This is a genomic window from Aquibium sp. A9E412 (assembly GCF_030398335.1).
In the GTDB taxonomy this organism is placed as follows: domain Bacteria; phylum Pseudomonadota; class Alphaproteobacteria; order Rhizobiales; family Rhizobiaceae; genus A9E412.
Genome location: NZ_JAOAOP010000081.1, coordinates 1 through 15,228, shown reverse-complemented (window position 1 = coordinate 15,228; position 15,228 = coordinate 1). Strand labels below are relative to the sequence as shown.

The following is a 15,228-nucleotide window of genomic DNA, read 5'->3' as shown; positions in this document are numbered from 1 at the left end:
GCCGCTGATGATCGTCGGCGGGGAAAGCTGGACCGAGGAGGACTGCGCCCGGCTGGTCGGCTTCGCCGAGCGCTGGAGCCTGCCGGTCGCCTGCGCCTTCCGCTGCCAGGACCGCTTTCCCAACGATCACGCCAACTATGCCGGCGACGCCGGGCTCGGCATCAACCCGAAGCTCGCCGCGCGCATCGGCGCGGCGGACCTGGTGATCGCGCTCGGCGCCCGGCTCGGCGACTGCACGACCTCGTCCTACACGCTGTTCGACAGCCCGAGCCCCAAGCAGCGGCTGGTGCACGTGCATGCCGACGCCGAGGAGCTCGGCCGCGTCTACCAGGCGGAGCTAGCGATCAATTCCGGCGTCGCGGCCTTCCTGGCGGCCGTACAGGGGCTGGCGCCCGAAGGCGCGCCGGCCTGGCAGGACTGGACCGCGGCGGCCAACGCCGACTACCGCGCCTGGTCGGATCAGGCCACGGCGCTGCCCGGCGACTTCAATCTCGGCGAGGCGATGGTCTGGCTGCGCGACCGGCTGCCGGACGACGCCATCCTGACCAACGGGGCGGGCAACTATTCGGTCTGGGTGCACCGCTTCTACCGGCACCGCGGCTACCGCACGCAGCTCGCGCCGACCTCGGGCTCGATGGGCTACGGCCTGCCGGCGGCGATCGCGGCCAAGCTGAAGCACCCGCAGCGCACGGTGGTGGCGTTCGCCGGCGACGGCTGCCTGCAGATGACCTGCCAGGAGCTCGGCACCGTCGCCCAGGCCGGGCTGAGGCTGATCGTCGTCGTCGTCAACAACAACATGTACGGCACCATCCGCATGCACCAGGAAAAGCACTATCCCGGGCGCGTGTCGGGCACCGGGATCGTCAACCCGGACTTCGTCGCGCTCGCCCGCGCCTACGGCCTCAACGGCGAGCGGGTGGCGCGCACGGCCGACTTCGCGCCGGCCTTCGAGCGGGCGCTGGCGGCCGACGGCGGCAGCCTGATCGAGGTGCTGCCCGACCCGCGGGTGCTGACACCGGCGAAGCTTATCGATACATGACGGGCCGCCGCGGCCGCGCGGCCCGACAGACCGAACCATCGACTGAATGAAAGGACGCAACCCAATGGACCTGCACCGCAACCTGATCGACGGCGAATGGGTGGACGGCGAGGCGATCGCCAACATCAACCCGTCCGACACGAACGAGGTGGTGGGCCAATACGCCCGCGCCGGCGCCGACGATGCGGCAAAGGCGATCGCGGCGGCGCGGGCGGCGTTTCCGGCGTGGTCGCGCTCCGGGCTGATGGCGCGGCACGGCGTGCTGCGCAAGGCGGCCGACGAGATCCTGGCGCGCAAGGAGGAGCTGGGGCGGCTCCTGGCGCGCGAGGAGGGCAAGACGCTGGCCGAGGGCATCGGCGAGGCGGCGCGCGCGGGGCAGATCTTCGACTTCTTCGCCGGCGAGACGCTGCGGCTGGCCGGCGAGACGATCCCCTCGGTGCGGCCGGGCATCGGCGTCGAGATGACGCGCCAGGCGGTCGGCGTCGTCGGCATCATCACGCCGTGGAACTTCCCGATCGCAATCCCGGCGTGGAAGATCGCGCCGGCGCTGTGCTACGGCAACACGGTCGTCTTCAAGCCGGCCGAACTGGTGCCGGGCTGCGCCTGGGCGATCGCCGACATCCTGCACCGCGCCGGGCTGCCGGCGGGCGTGCTCAACCTGGTGATGGGCAAGGGCTCGGTCGTCGGCCAGGCGATGCTCGACAGCGCCGACATCGACGCCATCAGCTTCACCGGCTCGGTGGCGACCGGCCGGCGCGTGGCGGCGGCCTCGGCCGAGCACATGCGCAAGGTGCAGCTCGAGATGGGCGGCAAGAACCCGCTGGTGGTGCTCGACGACGCCGACCTCGACACGGCGGTCGACTGCGCCGTCAACGGCGCCTTCTTCTCGACCGGCCAGCGCTGCACGGCATCCTCGCGCCTCGTCGTCACCGAGGGCATCCACGACCGCTTCGTCGCGGCGCTGACGGACAGGCTGAAGGCGCTGGTCGTCGACAACGCGGTCAAGGAGGGCACGCAGATCGGCCCGGTGGTCGACCAGAACCAGCTCGACCAGGACGAGCGCTACATCGCCATCGGCCGCGACGAGGGCGCCCGGCTGGTGTTCGGCGGCGAGCGGCTGAACCGCGAGACGCCGGGCTTCTACCTGCAGCCGGCGCTGTTCACCGAGACCGCCAACGCCATGCGCATCAACCGCGAGGAGATCTTCGGCCCGGTGGCGAGCGTCATCCGCGTCAAGGACTACGAGGAGGCGCTGACGGTCGCCAACGACACGCCCTATGGCCTGTCGTCGGGCATCTGCACGACGAGCCTGAAGCACGCCACGCACTACAAGCGCAACGCGGAGGCGGGCATGGTGATGGTCAACCTGCCGACGGCCGGCGTCGACTTCCACGTGCCGTTCGGCGGCAGCAAGGGCTCGAGCTACGGCCCGCGCGAGCAGGGGCGCTATGCGGCGGAGTTCTACACCACGGTGAAGACCGCCTACACGCTGGCCTAGAGCCGTTCGGCGTTTCACGGAAGCGCAGATCGGCTCTAACGCATTGTTTTCACGCGTTTGCGAACGGCGAACCGGTTTCCACGTCGCCCGGATACGCGTCAGGCGGCGCGGCGGCGCAGGAGAAGCGCCAGCGCGCCGACCAGCAGGGCGGCGCCGGCCAGGGCGGCGCCCTCCAGCCGCTCGCCGAGCAGCACGACGGCGATCAGTGTCGCCGTCAGCGGTTCGGCGAGCGTCAGCACGCTGGCCGGCGTGGCCGCCGTGGTGCGCATGCCGACGAAATAGACGAGATAGGCGAGCGCGGTCGGCACCAGGCCGATATAGACCAGCATGCCCCAGGCGGCGGCGGGCAGGGCGGCGAGGCCGAGCCCGCCGGCGAGCGCGAAGGGGGCGAGCAGCAGCGCGCCGGTGCCGAAGCCGACAGCGACCAGCTTGCCGGGATCGTGATGCGCCAGCGTGCGCGACAGGATGACGAAGACCGCATAGGCGGCGGCCGAGCCGAGGCCCCAAAGGGCATGCGGCGACCAGGCGCCGTCGCGCGGCGCGCCGACCAGCAGCGCGGCGCCGGCGAGCCCGACGGCGAGCGCGGCGACGAGGCGGCGCGTCAGCGGCTCCTTGAGCACGCCGACGGCGAGCGCGGCGATCAGCACCGGCGCCGAACAGATCGTCACCAGCGTGGCCACCGCGACGCCGACCTCGGCGACGGCACGGAAATAGAACACCTGATAGGCCGCCTGCGCGGCGCCGAGCGCGACGATGCGCCAGCCGTCGGCGCCGTCGAAGCGGAAGGTGTCGCGGCCGACGCGCCACCAGCACCACAGGACAAGCAGCGGCACGGCGAGCGCCAGGCGGAAGAAGCCGACGGCGAGCGGCGGTACCGGCGCGAGGCCGTAGAGCACGTCGGAGGCAGCGCCGACGGTGCCCCACAGCATGGCCGCGAAGGCCACCAGGAGCGGCCCCGCGGCGAGCCCGGCGGGCACGGCGCGCTCCGCCCCCGGCCGGCTCATGTTCGGCCGGAGCCGGCCGGGGGCGGAGCGGCGAACTCGGCGCGCAGCGCCGCGCCGTGCTCGTCGAGCGCCGGCACCGCGCCGTAGCGCTCGCTGCGTCCGGCGACCACGGCGCCCGGTGCCAGCAGCTCGACCGGGCCGTTCTCGGTCGCCACCTGGATGAAGCGGTTCTGCGGATGCGCCTCGAGATCGTCGAGGTCGGACAGCCGGCCATAGGCGATGCCGGCGGCGGCCAGGAGCGCGATCACCTCCTCGCGCGCGCGCTCGGCGAAGGCGGCGGCAACCAGCCCGTCGACGGCGGCGCGGTTGGCGACGCGCGCGGCATTGCCGGCGAAGCCCTCGGCGGTGGCCAGCTCCGGCCGGCCGAGCACGTCGGCGCACAGCCGCTGCCACTCGCGCTCGTTCTGCACGGCGATCAGCAGCGCCTTGCCGTCGGCGCAGGCAAAGGCGCCGTAGGGCGCGATGGAGGGATGCTTGAGCCCGACCCGGCCGGGCGTCGCGCCGCCGTAGCGGTGCTGCAGGAAGGGCACGTTCATCCAGTCGGCCATGGCGTGGAACAGCGACACCTCGATGGCGCGGCCCGCGCCGGAGCGCTCGCGCGCGTAGAGCGCCTGCAGGATCGCCTGATGCGCGGTCATGCCGGCGGCGATGTCGCACACCGAGACGCCGACGCGCGACGGCGTGTCGGGCGTGCCGGTGACGGCGCACAGGCCGCTCTCGGCCTGGATCAGGAGGTCGTAGGCCTTCTGCTCGCGCCACGGGCCGGTGCTGCCGTAGCCGGAGATCGAACAGGTGACGAGGCGGGGATGGGCGCGCCGGAGCGCGGCCGGGGCGAAGCCCATGCGCTCCACGGCGCCGGGCGCCAGGTTCTGGATGAAGACGTCGGCGCGCGCCAGCATGGCGCCGAGCAGGGCGCGGTCGCCGTCCTGCTTGAGGTCGAGGGCGAGCGACTGCTTGCCTCGGTTGAGCCAGACGAAATAGGCGCTGCCGCCGTTGACATGGGCGTCGTAGCGCCGCGCGAAGTCGCCCTCCGGCCGCTCCACCTTGACGACGCGGGCGCCGGCGTCGGCCAGCCGGCCCGAGGCGTAGGGCGCGGCGACCGCCTGTTCGACGCTGACAACGAGAAGCCCTTCGAGATCGCCCATGCCGCCTCCTGTTCGCGCGGCGCTGCTGCCGCGTCGTCACCTTTGCGCGCTTGCGCGGCGCGTCGTCACCTTTTGCGCGCTTGCGCGGCGCGTGGCCACCTTTTGCGCGCTTGCGCGACGCGTGGCCACCTTTTGCGCGCTTGCGCGACGCGTGGCCACCTTTTGCGCGCTTGCGCGACGCGATGCAACGCCTGCGCCGCGGCGGCCGCGCTGCGGCGCGATCCGATAGACAAATTCAATCAGGCTGCGAAGAACAATCAATTGGCTCTATCGCGGGCGGCCACCCACATCAACGGCACCGCTGGAAAGGAGGCCAGGATGAACCCGCTCTTGAAGTCGCTTCGCACCCGCCACGACATCGTGCAGGCCAAGATCGATGCCGAGCAGTCGCGGCCGCGGCCCGACAGCCTGCGCATCATGGCGCTGAAGAAGATCCGGCTCGGCTTTCGCGAGCAGATCGAGTTCCTCGAGCGGCGCGACGACAAGCCGCCGGTGATGGTGGTGCGGCGCCGTGCGCCGCGCCAGGTGGTGCGCGATGCGGCGCGCTGACCGGCCGCGGGGCGTGCGATGACGCCGGCGCCCGCCGGCGGCCGCCCGTCGCCGCATGTGCGGCGCACCGGCCCGGCGGACGCGCCGCCGGTGCCTTGGCGCGGCGGCCGCGAGCCGAGCCGGCTCAACGACGTGCCGGCGCGCTTGGAGACGCCGCGCACGCGCTCGGCCCGCCGCCCCGCGCGCGGCGCGGCCGGCCGCTGAACCGCGACGCGGCGGGATCGCGGAGCGCGCGCTGCTCCCGCCTTGCCGGCAAACGCTTGCGACCTTCCTGCGAAGGGACGGGTGATCCGCCGCCCGGGCTGTGGCATCAATGGCCGCGGCCCGGGCCCCCGCCCGCGCCGCGATCGTAGGAGGGAGAGACGCCATGGCGGATGCGAACGACAATCTGGTCGAGACCTACACCCAGTCGGACGGGCTGGCGCTGGGCGCGCTGGTGCGCAAGGGGGAGGTGAGCCCGGCCGAGCTGGTCGAGGCCGCGGTGGCGGCGATCGAGACGGTCAACCCGGCGCTCAACGCCGTGATCCACAAGCTCTACGACATGGGCCGGGCGCAGGCGCCGACGGTCGACAAGGAGGCGCCGTTCGCCGGCGTGCCGTTCCTGCTCAAGGAGCTCGCCTCGGCCTGGAAGGGGGCGCCGAACACCAGCGCCTCGGCCTATCTCAAGGATGTCGTCGCCGAGGAGGACATGGAGGTCGTCAAGCGCATCAAGCAGGCCGGGCTGGTGCTGGTCGGCAAGTCGAACGCGCCGGAGAACGGCTGGTCGATCGCGACCGAGCCGAAGCTCTACGGCGCCACCGTCAACCCGTGGAACGACGCGGTGACGGCCGGCGGCTCGAGCGGCGGCACGGCGGCCGCGGTCGCCGCGCGCATGGTGCCGGTGGCCGAGGCGAGCGACGCGGCCGGCTCGATCCGCGTGCCGGCCTCGTGCTGCGGCGTCGTCGGGCTGAAGCCGTCGCGCGGGCGCATCACGCTCGCCCCCTTCGCCGACGTGTGGCACGGCAGCGCCTACTTCTTCTGCAACACGCGCACGGTGCGCGACAGCGCCGCCTATCTCGACGCGGTGGCCGGCTGGCTGCCGGGCGATCCCTACACGCCGCCGCGGCCCGAGCGCTCGTGGCTCGCGCTGTCGCGCGAGGCGCCGCGCCGGCTGCGCATCGGCTACAGCATGACGCCGCCGGCCGGCCTGCCGCTGCATGACGACGTCAGGCGCACCATGCAGCAGACGCTGACGGTGCTGGAAGGGCTCGGCCACGACGTCGAGGAAAAGCATATGGCGCTCGACTTCGAGGCGGCCTGGAAGACCTACACGCATATGAGCTGCGTGCAGACGGCGGCGATCTACGAATGGATGGCGCCGCTGGTCGGCCGGCCGGTGACGGCCGACGACGTCGAGCCGATCACCTGGGCGATCATCGAGCGCGGCCGGGCGACCGACGGCGTGCGCCACATCGCCGACGTCGAGGCGGTGCGCCAGATCGGCCGCTCGGTGGCGATGGACCTGGCCGACTACGACATCTTCCTGACGCCGACGCTGACGCAGCTTCCCCGCCCGGTCGGCTACTACGACATGGCGATGACCGACCTCGACGCCTACAACGCGCTGTGGACGGACGCCTTCTTCATGTTCCCGTTCAACATGTCGGGCCAGCCGGCGATCTCGCTGCCGCTCGGCATGTCGCAGGACGGCATCCCGATCGGCGTGCAGGCGGTCGGCCGCTATGGCGACGAGGCCGCGGTGCTGGCGCTGGCGGCCGTGCTCGAGCAGGAGATGCCGTGGGCCGGCCGCAAGCCGCCGGTCTCTGCCTGACGCCATTGCCGCGGGCGCGGCTCCGGCCGCGCCCGGCTTTCGCAGGCGGCGATGCCGGCCGGCCCGGCGCGCGGGTCCCCGCGTTCACCCCGCGGCGGCGCCCTCGGCGGCGGCCGGCTCCAGTCTGAGCAGGAGCTGGCCGGTCGAGACCTGCTGGCCGGGCGCAACCAGCACCTCGGCCACCGTGCCTTCGGCCGGCAGCGACAGATCGTGCTCCATCTTCATCGCCTCGACGGCGACCAGCGCCTGGCGGGCGGCGAAGCGGTCGCCGGGCGCGACATGCACGGCCGACACGCGGCCGCTCATCGGCGCGAGCAACGTGTCGCTGCGCCCGGCGCCGGCGCGGCGCGCGGCGCACAGGGTCAGGTCGCGCGCCTCGTGCGTCTCGCCGTCGAGCATGAAGCACAGCCGGTCACCCTCGCGCAGCAGCGCGACGCGGCGCACGACCCCGTCGATCGCGGCCTGCAGCGCCTCGGCGTCGAGCCGCAGCGGGCGCAGCAAGGTGCGGCCGTCGCCGTCCTCCGCCGTCAGCAGGCCGTCCGGCGCCGCCGTCACCGAGACGCCGTGCTCGGCCCCGGCGAGCGCCAGCCGCACCGGCACGGCGAAGGTCGGCAGCAGCGCGCCGGCGGTGTGGAAGGTGCCGCCATGCGGCGCGGTCAGGCGCAGCAGCAGGGCGGCGAGCCGGCGCACCTGGCCGTCGCCGTCGGCCGGCCGCGCCAGCGCCGCGGCATGGGCCGCGACGAAGCCGGTGGTGGCGCGGCCTTCGACGAAGTCGGGATGCTCCAGGCAGCGCGCCAGGAAGCCGATGTTGGTGGTCACGCCGAGCGCGACGGCGCGGCGCAGCCCGTCGGCCAGCCGGCGCCGCGCCGCCTCGCGGGTGGGGCCGTGCGCGACCAGCTTGGCGATCAGCGAATCGTAGTGCGGCGGCACCTCGGCGCCGGGCTCCAGGGCGCTGTCGACGCGCAGCGCGGCGGGCATCGCCCAGCGCGCCATGCGGCCGGACTGCGGCACGAAGCCGTCCTCGTCCTCCGCGCAGATGCGCGCCTCGATGGCGTGGCCGGCGAGACGGACGTCGCCCTGCGCCAGCCCGAGCGGCTCGCCGGCGGCGACCCTGAGCTGCAGGGCGACGAGGTCGAGCCCGGTCAGCGCCTCGGTCACCGGATGCTCGACCTGAAGACGCGTGTTCATCTCCATGAAATGGAAGCGGCCGTCGGCATCGAGCAGGAACTCGAAGGTGCCGGCCCCCTCGTAGCCGAGCGCCCGGGTGGCGCGCACCGCGGCCGCGCCCATGGCGGCGCGCAGCCCGTCGTCGAGGGCGGGCGAGGGCGCCTCCTCGATCAGCTTCTGGTTGCGGCGCTGGATCGAGCAGTCGCGCTCGCCGAGATGGATGGCGTTGCCGTGCCGGTCGCCGAACACCTGGATCTCGACATGGCGCGGATCGGCGATCGCCGTCTCGAGCATCAGGCGCGGGTCGCCGAAGGCCGCCGCGGCCTCGCCGCGCGCCGCGCGCAGCGCCTCGGCGAGCGCGTCCGGCCCGGCGACGCGGCGCATGCCGCGGCCGCCGCCGCCGGCCACCGCCTTGACCATCAGCGGATAGCCGATCTCGCCGGCCGCCGCCAGGAACGCCGCGTCCGACTGGTCGGCGCCGTCATAGCCCGGCACGCCGGACACGCCCGCCTCGGCCATGGCGCGCTTGGCCGCCGCCTTGTCGCCCATGGTGCGGATCGTCTCGGCGCGGGGGCCGACGAAGACCAGGCCGGCCGCGGCGCAGGCGGCGGCGAAGTCGGCGTTCTCGGCCAGGAAGCCGTAGCCGGGATGCACGGCGTCGGCGCCGGCCGCGCGCGCGGCCTGCAGGATGGCGTCGATCGACAGGTAGGACTGCGCCGGCGCGGCCGGGCCGATCGGCAGCGCCAGGTCGGCGGCGCGCACATGCGGCGCGCCGGCGTCGGCGTCCGAGAAGACCGCAACCGTGCGCAGGCCGAGCGCGCGCGCCGAGCGCATGACGCGCAGCGCGATCTCGCCGCGGTTGGCGACGAGCAGCGTGGCGAACGGCGTTTTCGACGGCGCGCTCATGGCCGCGCCACCGAGAACTGCATGGGCCGCACGGTGTGCGCCTCGGCCGCCGCGCAGACGTCGAGCAGCTCGGCCAGCAGCGGGCGGGTGTCGCGCGGGTCGATGACGCCGTCGTCGAGCAGCCGCGCGCTGGTGGCGAAGACGTCCATCTGGCTGGAGAAATGGGCGACGATGCGCTCGCGCTGGCGCTCCAGCGCGGTGCGGTCGGGCTCCTCGCCGCGCCGCCGCGCGCCGGCCTCGGCGACGATCGCCATCGTGTCGGCGGCCTGGTCGGGACCCATCACGGCGGTCTGCGCGGTCGGCCAGGAGAAGGCGAAGCGCGGCGCGAAGCCGCGGCCGCACATGCCGTAATTGCCGGCGCCGAAGGAGGCGCCGCAGAACAGCGTGATCTGCGGCACGGTGGCGCTGGTGACGGCCTGGATCATCTTCGAGCCGTGCTTGATCATGCCGGCCTGCTCCGGTTCCCGGCCGACCAGGAAGCCGGTGGTGTTGTTGAGATAGAGGATCGGCGTGCCGGTCTGGCAGCAGGCCTGGATGAAGTGCGTCGCCTTGTTGGCGCCGGCCGGGTCGAGCGGGCCGTTGTTGGTGACGATGCCGAGCGGCCGGCCGGCCAGCCGCATGGTGCCGCACACGGTGGCCGGGCCGTAGTCGCGGCCGGTCTCCACGAAACGCGAGCCGTCGGCGAGGCGCGCGACGACCTCGCGCATGTCGACCGGGCGGCGCGGGTCGGCCGGCATGATCGCCATCAGGTCCTCGGCCGGGTAGAGCGGCGGGTCGGCGGCAAGCCGCGCGGCGCGGTCGCCGGCGACGTCATCCCAGGCGAGGCCGGCGACGATGTCGCGGGCGATGCCGATCGCCTCGCGGTCGTCCTCGGCCAGGTGGTCGCCGAGGCCGGAGACGGAGGTGTGCATCTCGGCGCCGCCGAGCTCCTCCTCGCTCGCCACCTCGCCGGTGGCCGCCTTGAGCAGCGGCGGCCCGGCCAGGAAGGCGCGGGTGCGCCCGCGCACCATGACGATGTGGTCGGACAGGCCGGTCTGATAGGCGCCGCCGGCGGTCGAGGAGCCGTGCGTGACGGTGACGACCGGCAGGCCGGCGGCCGACAGCCGCGCCAGGTTGCGGAACAGGCCGCCGCCATGCACGAAGTCCTCGACGCGGTAGGCCATCAGGTTGGCGCCGGCGCTCTCGACGAGCTGCACGTAGGGCAGGCGGTTCTCGAGCGCGATCTCCTGCATGCGCAGCACCTTCTCCAGCCCGTAGGGCTGCAGCGCGCCGGCGGCGATGCCGCTGTCGTTGGCGCTGACCATGACGCGGCGCCCGGCGACGACGCCGATGCCGGCGATCAGGCCGCCGCCGGCGATGCTGCGCCCGGCATCCTCGGTGTCGCAGCGATAGCCGGCGAGGGTGGCGAGCTCGACGAAGGGCTCGCCGGGGTCGAGCAGCAGCGCGACGCGCTCGCGCGGCAGGAGCTGGCCGCGCTTTTCCACCCGCTCGCGGGCGCGTTCGGAGGCCGCACGCGTGCGCGCCTCGATCTCGCGCAGGCGGGCGAGCAGCCCGGCCATGCGCTCGGCATTGGCCGCGTAGCCGGCGCTGCCCGGCGCGACGGCCGTGGCGAGCGGCGCGCTCATGCCCGCCTCCGGGCGGCGGCCCGGCGGTCGCGCTGCCGGCGCGCGGCGGTCGTCGTGCTGTCTTGCCTCATGGCTCTCCCCTCGCGCGGCGGTTGGCCGGCCGCTTCGTTGACGACATGGTCGGCGGTCGCGGGCCGTCCCGGTGCCGGCGCCCCGTCCCCGGCGATTTAGACAGAAGCGCCGATGCGGAAGTCAATGGAAAGCGATGGCGGAAAGCGATGGCGGAAAGCGACGGCGGAAAGCGATGGCGGAAAGCCACGGCGGACGGCGGCGCGGGATCGGCCGCAGGCTTCGGGCGACGGGCCGTCACGCCTCGCGCAAGCGCTCGCCCGGCGCCGGCGGCCGCTCGCGCGGGCCGGCGAAGCACTGGGCGGTGCGCATCCACAGCGTGGCGGTCGGTCCGGTGACGTCGAGCGCGGTGTCGGCGACGTTGCGCGTCTGGGTGACGACACGGGCGAAATCGACGGCCGGCCCGACGATGCGCTCGTCGTCGCGCGGCGCGCCATACTCCCACAGCGCGCCGGACGGCGCGGTGAGCCGCAGACAGGGCTCGGCCGCCGGCTTCGGCAGGCCCTGGACGTGGAACGACCAGGCGAAGGCGCCGACGCCGAGAAAGACGATGTTGCGGATGCGGTCGTGCTCGGCGCGTTCCAGCCCCATCAGGTCGTAGATCGCCTGGCCGTGCGCCCAGGTCTCCATCTGGCGCGCCGTCATGGCCGAGCGCGCCGACATGTCGGGGCCGACCCAGGGCAGCCGGCGCTTGGGGTCGACGGCGCGCCAGCGCTCTGCCATGTCGGCGGCATAGGCGCGCCAGGCGGCGAGCAGGTCGCGGCCGCGCTCGCGCACCGCGGCGTTCTCGTGCGCGCGGCCGCGCCCTTCGGCCATCGCCGCGCCGACCGCGGCGATCTCGCTGCGCAGCCGGTCGGGGTCGGTCAGCGCCAGGTCCTGCGCCCGGTTCCAGAAATGCAGGTGGACGAGCACGTCGTCCGGCGTCCAGCCCTTGAAGCGGGTCGGGCGGCGCCAGTCGTCCGGCGCCAGCGTCTCCAGCATGTCGGCCAGCGCCGCGCTCTCGGCGCCGAAATCCTCGGCCTGTTGCATCGTTCCTCCCTCCGCCGCCTGGCGCCTAGCAAACCGGTAGCACGATCGGCCGCCATGCTTAAGCGCCGCGCACGCGGCCTCGCGGCACCGGCGGGCTTGAGTCCATTGCGCCAGTCGCCTAGATCATGGCGCCGAGACGCCTGCCGCGGCCGCCGGCGAGACCTATCCGATTGATTTCGCCGCATCTATGCGGCCGAGGTCCTTCCACCCGGCCGCGGCATGCTCTAGAGCGTTTCCAGGCGAGGCGGGAACCGGCCCGCCGGGCGGAAACGCGACGAAACGACGGGCTGGAGCCGGTCTGCCGTTCGGCAAGACGCAGGACGGCTCCAGGACGGGATCGCCGCCGCCTCGCGCGGTGGCCCGCAAGCGCGAGCGATGGAAGCGTGACGCACGACGCGACACTGGCCGTGGCGCCGATGATGGACTGGACGGACCGGCACTGCCGGTACCTCCACCGTCTGCTCGCGCCGCGCGCGCTGCTCTACACCGAGATGGTGGTGGCCGACGCCGTGCTGCACGGCGACCGGGCGCGGCTGCTGCGCTTCGACCCGGCCGAGCATCCCGTCGCGCTGCAGCTCGGCGGCTCGGCGCCGGCCCGGCTCGCCGAGGCGGCACGCATCGCCGCGGATTTCGGCTTTGACGAGATCAACCTCAATGTCGGCTGCCCGTCCGACCGCGTGCAGTCGGGCACCTTCGGCGCCTGCCTGATGAAGACGCCGGCGCTGGTCGCCGAGTGCGTGGCGGCGATGAAGCGGGCCGTCACGGTGCCGGTGACGGTGAAGTGCCGCATCGGCGTCGACGACCAGGACCCGGAGAGCGCGCTCGACGCGCTCGCCGACGGCGTGTTCGCGGCCGGCGCGGACGCGCTGTGGGTGCATGCGCGCAAGGCCTGGCTGAAGGGGCTGTCGCCGAAGGAAAACCGCGACGTGCCGCCGCTCGACCGCGACCGCGTCTACCGGCTGAAGGCGCGATTGGCGAATCGATTCATCGGCATAAACGGCGGCCTTCAGGCAGAAGACGAGGTCGTCGCGCAGCTCGCCCATGTCGACGGCGCGATGCTCGGCCGGGCCGCCTACCACAACCCGGTGCTGCTCGCCGCGCTCGACCGGCGGCTTGCCGGGCGGCCGGCGGCGGCGGCCGATCTCGGTGCGGTGGTCGCCGCCATGGTCGAGCACGCGGCGCGCCACATCGCCGAGGGCGGCCGACTGGTGCACGTCACCCGGCACATGACGGGACTGATGCACGGCCTGCCGGGGGCGCGGCGCTACCGCCAGATCCTCGCCACCCGCGCGGTGGCCGAGGGGGCGGGGCCGGAGGTGCTTTGCGAGGCGGCGGCGGCGGCGGGCGTGACGTCCGAGCCGCGCGCGGCCTGACGAGGAGGGGCCGGCCGCCGTCGCGGCCGGCGCGGGGGCTGCCGCCGGCGGCTCCGTTCTGAGAGGGGATTGCATGGAATTGCCATGGAGCGAGATCGCGGCCTTCGCCGCGGCGCTGGCGGTCGCCGGCGTGGTGGCCGGCTTTCTGGCCGGGGTGTTCGGCATCGGCGGCGGCGCCATCCTGGTGCCGGTGTTCTATCAGGTGTTCGTGCTGCTCGACATCGACGAGAGCGTGCGGGTGCACCTGGCCGTCGGCACCTCGCTGGCGGTCATCGTGCCGACCTCGCTGCGCTCCTTCCAGGCGCACTACCGGCGCGGCGCGGTCGACATGGCGGTGCTGAGGAGCTTCGTCGTCTCGGTGCCAGCCGGCGTCGTGCTCGGCTCGCTGGTCGCCGCCTCGGTGTCGGGCGCGGGCCTGCGCGCGATCTTCGCGGCCATCGCCTTCGCCGTCGGCCTGCGGCTGCTGCTCAACCGCGAGAGCTGGCAGCTCGGCAGCGAGCTGCCGGCCAATCCGCTGCGCGGCGCGATCGGCCTGGTCATCGGCTTCCTGTCGACGCTGATGGGCATCGGCGGCGGCGTGCTCAACAACACCTTCATGACGCTCTACGGCCGGCCGATGCACCAGGCCGTCGCCACCTCGGCCGGCGTCGGCGTGCTGATCTCGATCCCCGGCCTGTTCGGCTACATGTGGGCCGGCTGGGGCGACCCGGCGCTGCCGATCGCCTCGACCGGCTTCATCAACTGGATCGCGGTCATCATCATCATCCCGGTGACGCTGATCGTCGCGCCGCTCGGCGCCAGCGTGGCGCACGCCCTGTCGCGCCGCCAGCTCGAGATCGGCTTCGGCCTGTTCCTGCTCGTCGTCTCGGCGCGCTTCGTGTGGAGCCTGTTCTAGAGCCGTTCCGCGTGTCACGGAATCGCAGATCGGCTCTCACGCATTGTCTTCACGCGTTTGCGAACGGCGAACCGGTTTCCACTTCGCCTGGAAGCGCCATAGGCTCCGGCCGCGCGCCCGGCCACTCAGTCGTGCAGGATCAGCCGGTCGCCGCGCACGTCGAAGCCCGACAGGCTGGACAGGAAGTTCATGCCGAGCAGGCTCTGGCCGAGCCGGCCGGGCTCGGCGACGAGCAGCGGCAGGCCGCGCCGGGTGATCGCGCCGACGGTGATCTCGGCCGCCTCGACGCGCGCGGCGCGGGCGATGCCGTTGGCCGTCGCCACCGGCACGTCGTAGACGAGGCTGCCGGGATCGTAGCCGGCGCGCGCGGCGTCGCGGGCGGTCAGCACCGTCGACGTGGCGCCGGTGTCGACGAGCGCGCGCACCGAGCGGCCGTTGATCTCGGCCAGAACCTCGAAATGGCCGCCGGCCGACTTCTCCAGCATGACGCGCGTGCCGCCTTCGCCGCCGACCACGGTCAGCGGGCTGCCGGGCACCAGGCCGGCGGTCAGCCGGCTGGCGACGTCCTGCAGCTCGTAGCGGTACTGGTAGCCGCCGACGAGCAGCACCAGGATCGCCAGCCACAGCGCCGCCATGCGCAGAAGCGGCCCGCCGCGGTGGCGGCCACCGACGAAGGCGGCCGACAGCACCGCCGCCAGCGTGCCGAGCATGACCAGCGAGGCGAAGTCGCCGCTCGCCATGCCGAGCACGCGGCCCGAATCGTGGTTGAGCACGAGCAGCACGAGGCCGAGGCCGAGCGCCGCCATGGCGGCCAGGAAGAGGGGCTGGCGCATCAGCCGCGCTCCTGCCGCTCGCGCGCCATGCGGGCGCGCCGCGTCTCGCGCCGCGGCCGCCGCTCGACCGTCTCCAGCCGCCCCGGCAGCGCCGCCGTCACGGCCTCGCGCTCGGCCTCGCTCATGGCCAGCCAGCCGGCGATCTCGTCGCGCGTGCGGCCGCAGCCGAAGCAGAAGCCGGTCTTCATGTCGATCGAGCAGACCAGGATGCAGGGCGAGGCGACGGCGCTCATGGCGTTCCTTTCCGTTGTGCTCCACATGGGACGTGGCGCGCCGGCGCGCAAGT

Annotated in this window: 13 protein-coding genes; 6 read left to right on the top strand and 7 right to left on the bottom strand. The window is 73.7% G+C overall.

The features are described 5' to 3' along the window. On the top strand, positions 1 to 1,039 hold a 1,039-nt coding region (locus N1F89_RS18665), incomplete at its 5' end, for a thiamine pyrophosphate-dependent enzyme (RefSeq protein WP_290085928.1). A 64-nt stretch (positions 1,040 to 1,103) separates the two neighbouring features. Next, positions 1,104 to 2,537, top strand: a complete 1,434-nt coding sequence (locus N1F89_RS18660; RefSeq protein ID WP_290085927.1) for an aldehyde dehydrogenase family protein — start codon at positions 1,104 to 1,106, stop codon at positions 2,535 to 2,537. A gap of 98 nt (positions 2,538 to 2,635) precedes the next feature. On the opposite strand, the gene N1F89_RS18655 is transcribed toward N1F89_RS18660, so the two are convergent. Next, positions 2,636 to 3,514 (bottom strand): EamA family transporter, encoded by an 879-nt coding sequence (locus N1F89_RS18655; protein ID WP_290085926.1) that lies wholly within the window; start codon positions 3,512 to 3,514, stop codon positions 2,636 to 2,638. Positions 3,515 to 3,537: 23 nt separating this feature from the next. Beyond that, complete coding sequence (locus tag N1F89_RS18650; protein ID WP_290085925.1) at positions 3,538 to 4,686, bottom strand: CaiB/BaiF CoA-transferase family protein; 1,149 nt, start codon at positions 4,684 to 4,686, stop codon at positions 3,538 to 3,540. A 318-nt stretch (positions 4,687 to 5,004) separates the two neighbouring features. On the opposite strand from N1F89_RS18650, the gene N1F89_RS18645 reads away from it, so the two are divergent. Both N1F89_RS18645 and N1F89_RS18640 read left to right on the top strand, forming a co-directional pair. Then, complete coding sequence (locus N1F89_RS18645) at positions 5,005 to 5,235, top strand: DUF465 domain-containing protein (RefSeq protein ID WP_290085924.1); 231 nt, start codon at positions 5,005 to 5,007, stop codon at positions 5,233 to 5,235. A 367-nt stretch (positions 5,236 to 5,602) separates the two neighbouring features. Beyond that, positions 5,603 to 7,045: an amidase gene (locus N1F89_RS18640; RefSeq protein WP_290085923.1), complete on the top strand. Its 1,443-nt coding sequence runs from the start codon at positions 5,603 to 5,605 to the stop codon at positions 7,043 to 7,045. An 84-nt stretch (positions 7,046 to 7,129) separates the two neighbouring features. On the opposite strand, the gene N1F89_RS18635 is transcribed toward N1F89_RS18640, so the two are convergent. The 3 genes from N1F89_RS18635 to N1F89_RS18625 all read right to left on the bottom strand — a co-directional run bounded on the left by N1F89_RS18635 (position 7,130) and on the right by N1F89_RS18625 (position 11,841). Then, a complete protein-coding gene (locus tag N1F89_RS18635) occupies positions 7,130 to 9,118 on the bottom strand; it encodes a biotin carboxylase N-terminal domain-containing protein (RefSeq protein WP_290085922.1) in 1,989 nt (662 codons plus the stop codon). Then, positions 9,115 to 10,743 carry a carboxyl transferase domain-containing protein gene (locus tag N1F89_RS18630; protein ID WP_290085921.1) on the bottom strand — a complete coding sequence of 543 codons (1,629 nt, stop codon included), beginning with the start codon at positions 10,741 to 10,743 and terminating at the stop codon, positions 9,115 to 9,117. The genes N1F89_RS18635 and N1F89_RS18630 overlap by 4 nt, the downstream gene beginning before the upstream one ends. Positions 10,744 to 11,049: 306 nt before the next feature. Beyond that, positions 11,050 to 11,841 carry a TIGR03084 family metal-binding protein gene (locus N1F89_RS18625; RefSeq protein ID WP_290085920.1) on the bottom strand — a complete coding sequence of 264 codons (792 nt, stop codon included), beginning with the start codon at positions 11,839 to 11,841 and terminating at the stop codon, positions 11,050 to 11,052. Between the two features lie 383 nt (positions 11,842 to 12,224). Between N1F89_RS18625 and dusA the strand changes: the two genes are divergently transcribed. Together dusA and N1F89_RS18615 are read left to right on the top strand one after the other, a co-directional pair. Beyond that, entirely contained in the window at positions 12,225 to 13,214 is a 990-nt protein-coding gene (gene dusA, locus N1F89_RS18620) for a tRNA dihydrouridine(20/20a) synthase DusA (RefSeq protein WP_290085919.1), read from the top strand. A gap of 73 nt (positions 13,215 to 13,287) precedes the next feature. Beyond that, the gene (locus tag N1F89_RS18615) at positions 13,288 to 14,109 is read left to right on the top strand and encodes a sulfite exporter TauE/SafE family protein (protein ID WP_290085918.1); all 822 of its coding nucleotides are present in this window, start codon (positions 13,288 to 13,290) and stop codon (positions 14,107 to 14,109) included. A 125-nt stretch (positions 14,110 to 14,234) separates the two neighbouring features. Here the strand turns inward: N1F89_RS18615 and N1F89_RS18610 are convergent, their stop codons facing one another. Both N1F89_RS18610 and N1F89_RS18605 read right to left on the bottom strand, forming a co-directional pair. Further along, positions 14,235 to 14,942, bottom strand: a complete 708-nt coding sequence (locus tag N1F89_RS18610) for a TIGR02281 family clan AA aspartic protease (RefSeq protein WP_290085917.1) — start codon at positions 14,940 to 14,942, stop codon at positions 14,235 to 14,237. Further along, entirely contained in the window at positions 14,942 to 15,175 is a 234-nt protein-coding gene (locus N1F89_RS18605) for a DUF1289 domain-containing protein (RefSeq protein WP_290085916.1), read from the bottom strand. Before N1F89_RS18605 ends, N1F89_RS18610 begins: the two co-directional genes overlap by 1 nt. Positions 15,176 to 15,228 lie beyond the last annotated feature (53 nt).

Bases quoted from the DNA above. Each gene is read 5' to 3' on its own strand.
- N1F89_RS18650 (WP_290085925.1), bottom strand. From the start codon at position 4,686: ATGGGCGATCTCGAAGGGCTTCTCGTTGTCAGCGTCGAACAGGCGGTC.
- N1F89_RS18660 (WP_290085927.1), top strand. From the start codon at position 1,104: ATGGACCTGCACCGCAACCTGATCGACGGCGAATGGGTGGACGGCGAG.
- N1F89_RS18645 (WP_290085924.1), top strand. From the start codon at position 5,005: ATGAACCCGCTCTTGAAGTCGCTTCGCACCCGCCACGACATCGTGCAG.
- N1F89_RS18605 (WP_290085916.1), bottom strand. From the start codon at position 15,175: ATGAGCGCCGTCGCCTCGCCCTGCATCCTGGTCTGCTCGATCGACATG.
- N1F89_RS18635 (WP_290085922.1), bottom strand. From the start codon at position 9,118: ATGAGCGCGCCGTCGAAAACGCCGTTCGCCACGCTGCTCGTCGCCAAC.
- N1F89_RS18640 (WP_290085923.1), top strand. From the start codon at position 5,603: ATGGCGGATGCGAACGACAATCTGGTCGAGACCTACACCCAGTCGGAC.
- N1F89_RS18615 (WP_290085918.1), top strand. From the start codon at position 13,288: ATGGAATTGCCATGGAGCGAGATCGCGGCCTTCGCCGCGGCGCTGGCG.
- N1F89_RS18630 (WP_290085921.1), bottom strand. From the start codon at position 10,743: ATGAGCGCGCCGCTCGCCACGGCCGTCGCGCCGGGCAGCGCCGGCTAC.
- N1F89_RS18625 (WP_290085920.1), bottom strand. From the start codon at position 11,841: ATGCAACAGGCCGAGGATTTCGGCGCCGAGAGCGCGGCGCTGGCCGAC.
- N1F89_RS18610 (WP_290085917.1), bottom strand. From the start codon at position 14,942: ATGCGCCAGCCCCTCTTCCTGGCCGCCATGGCGGCGCTCGGCCTCGGC.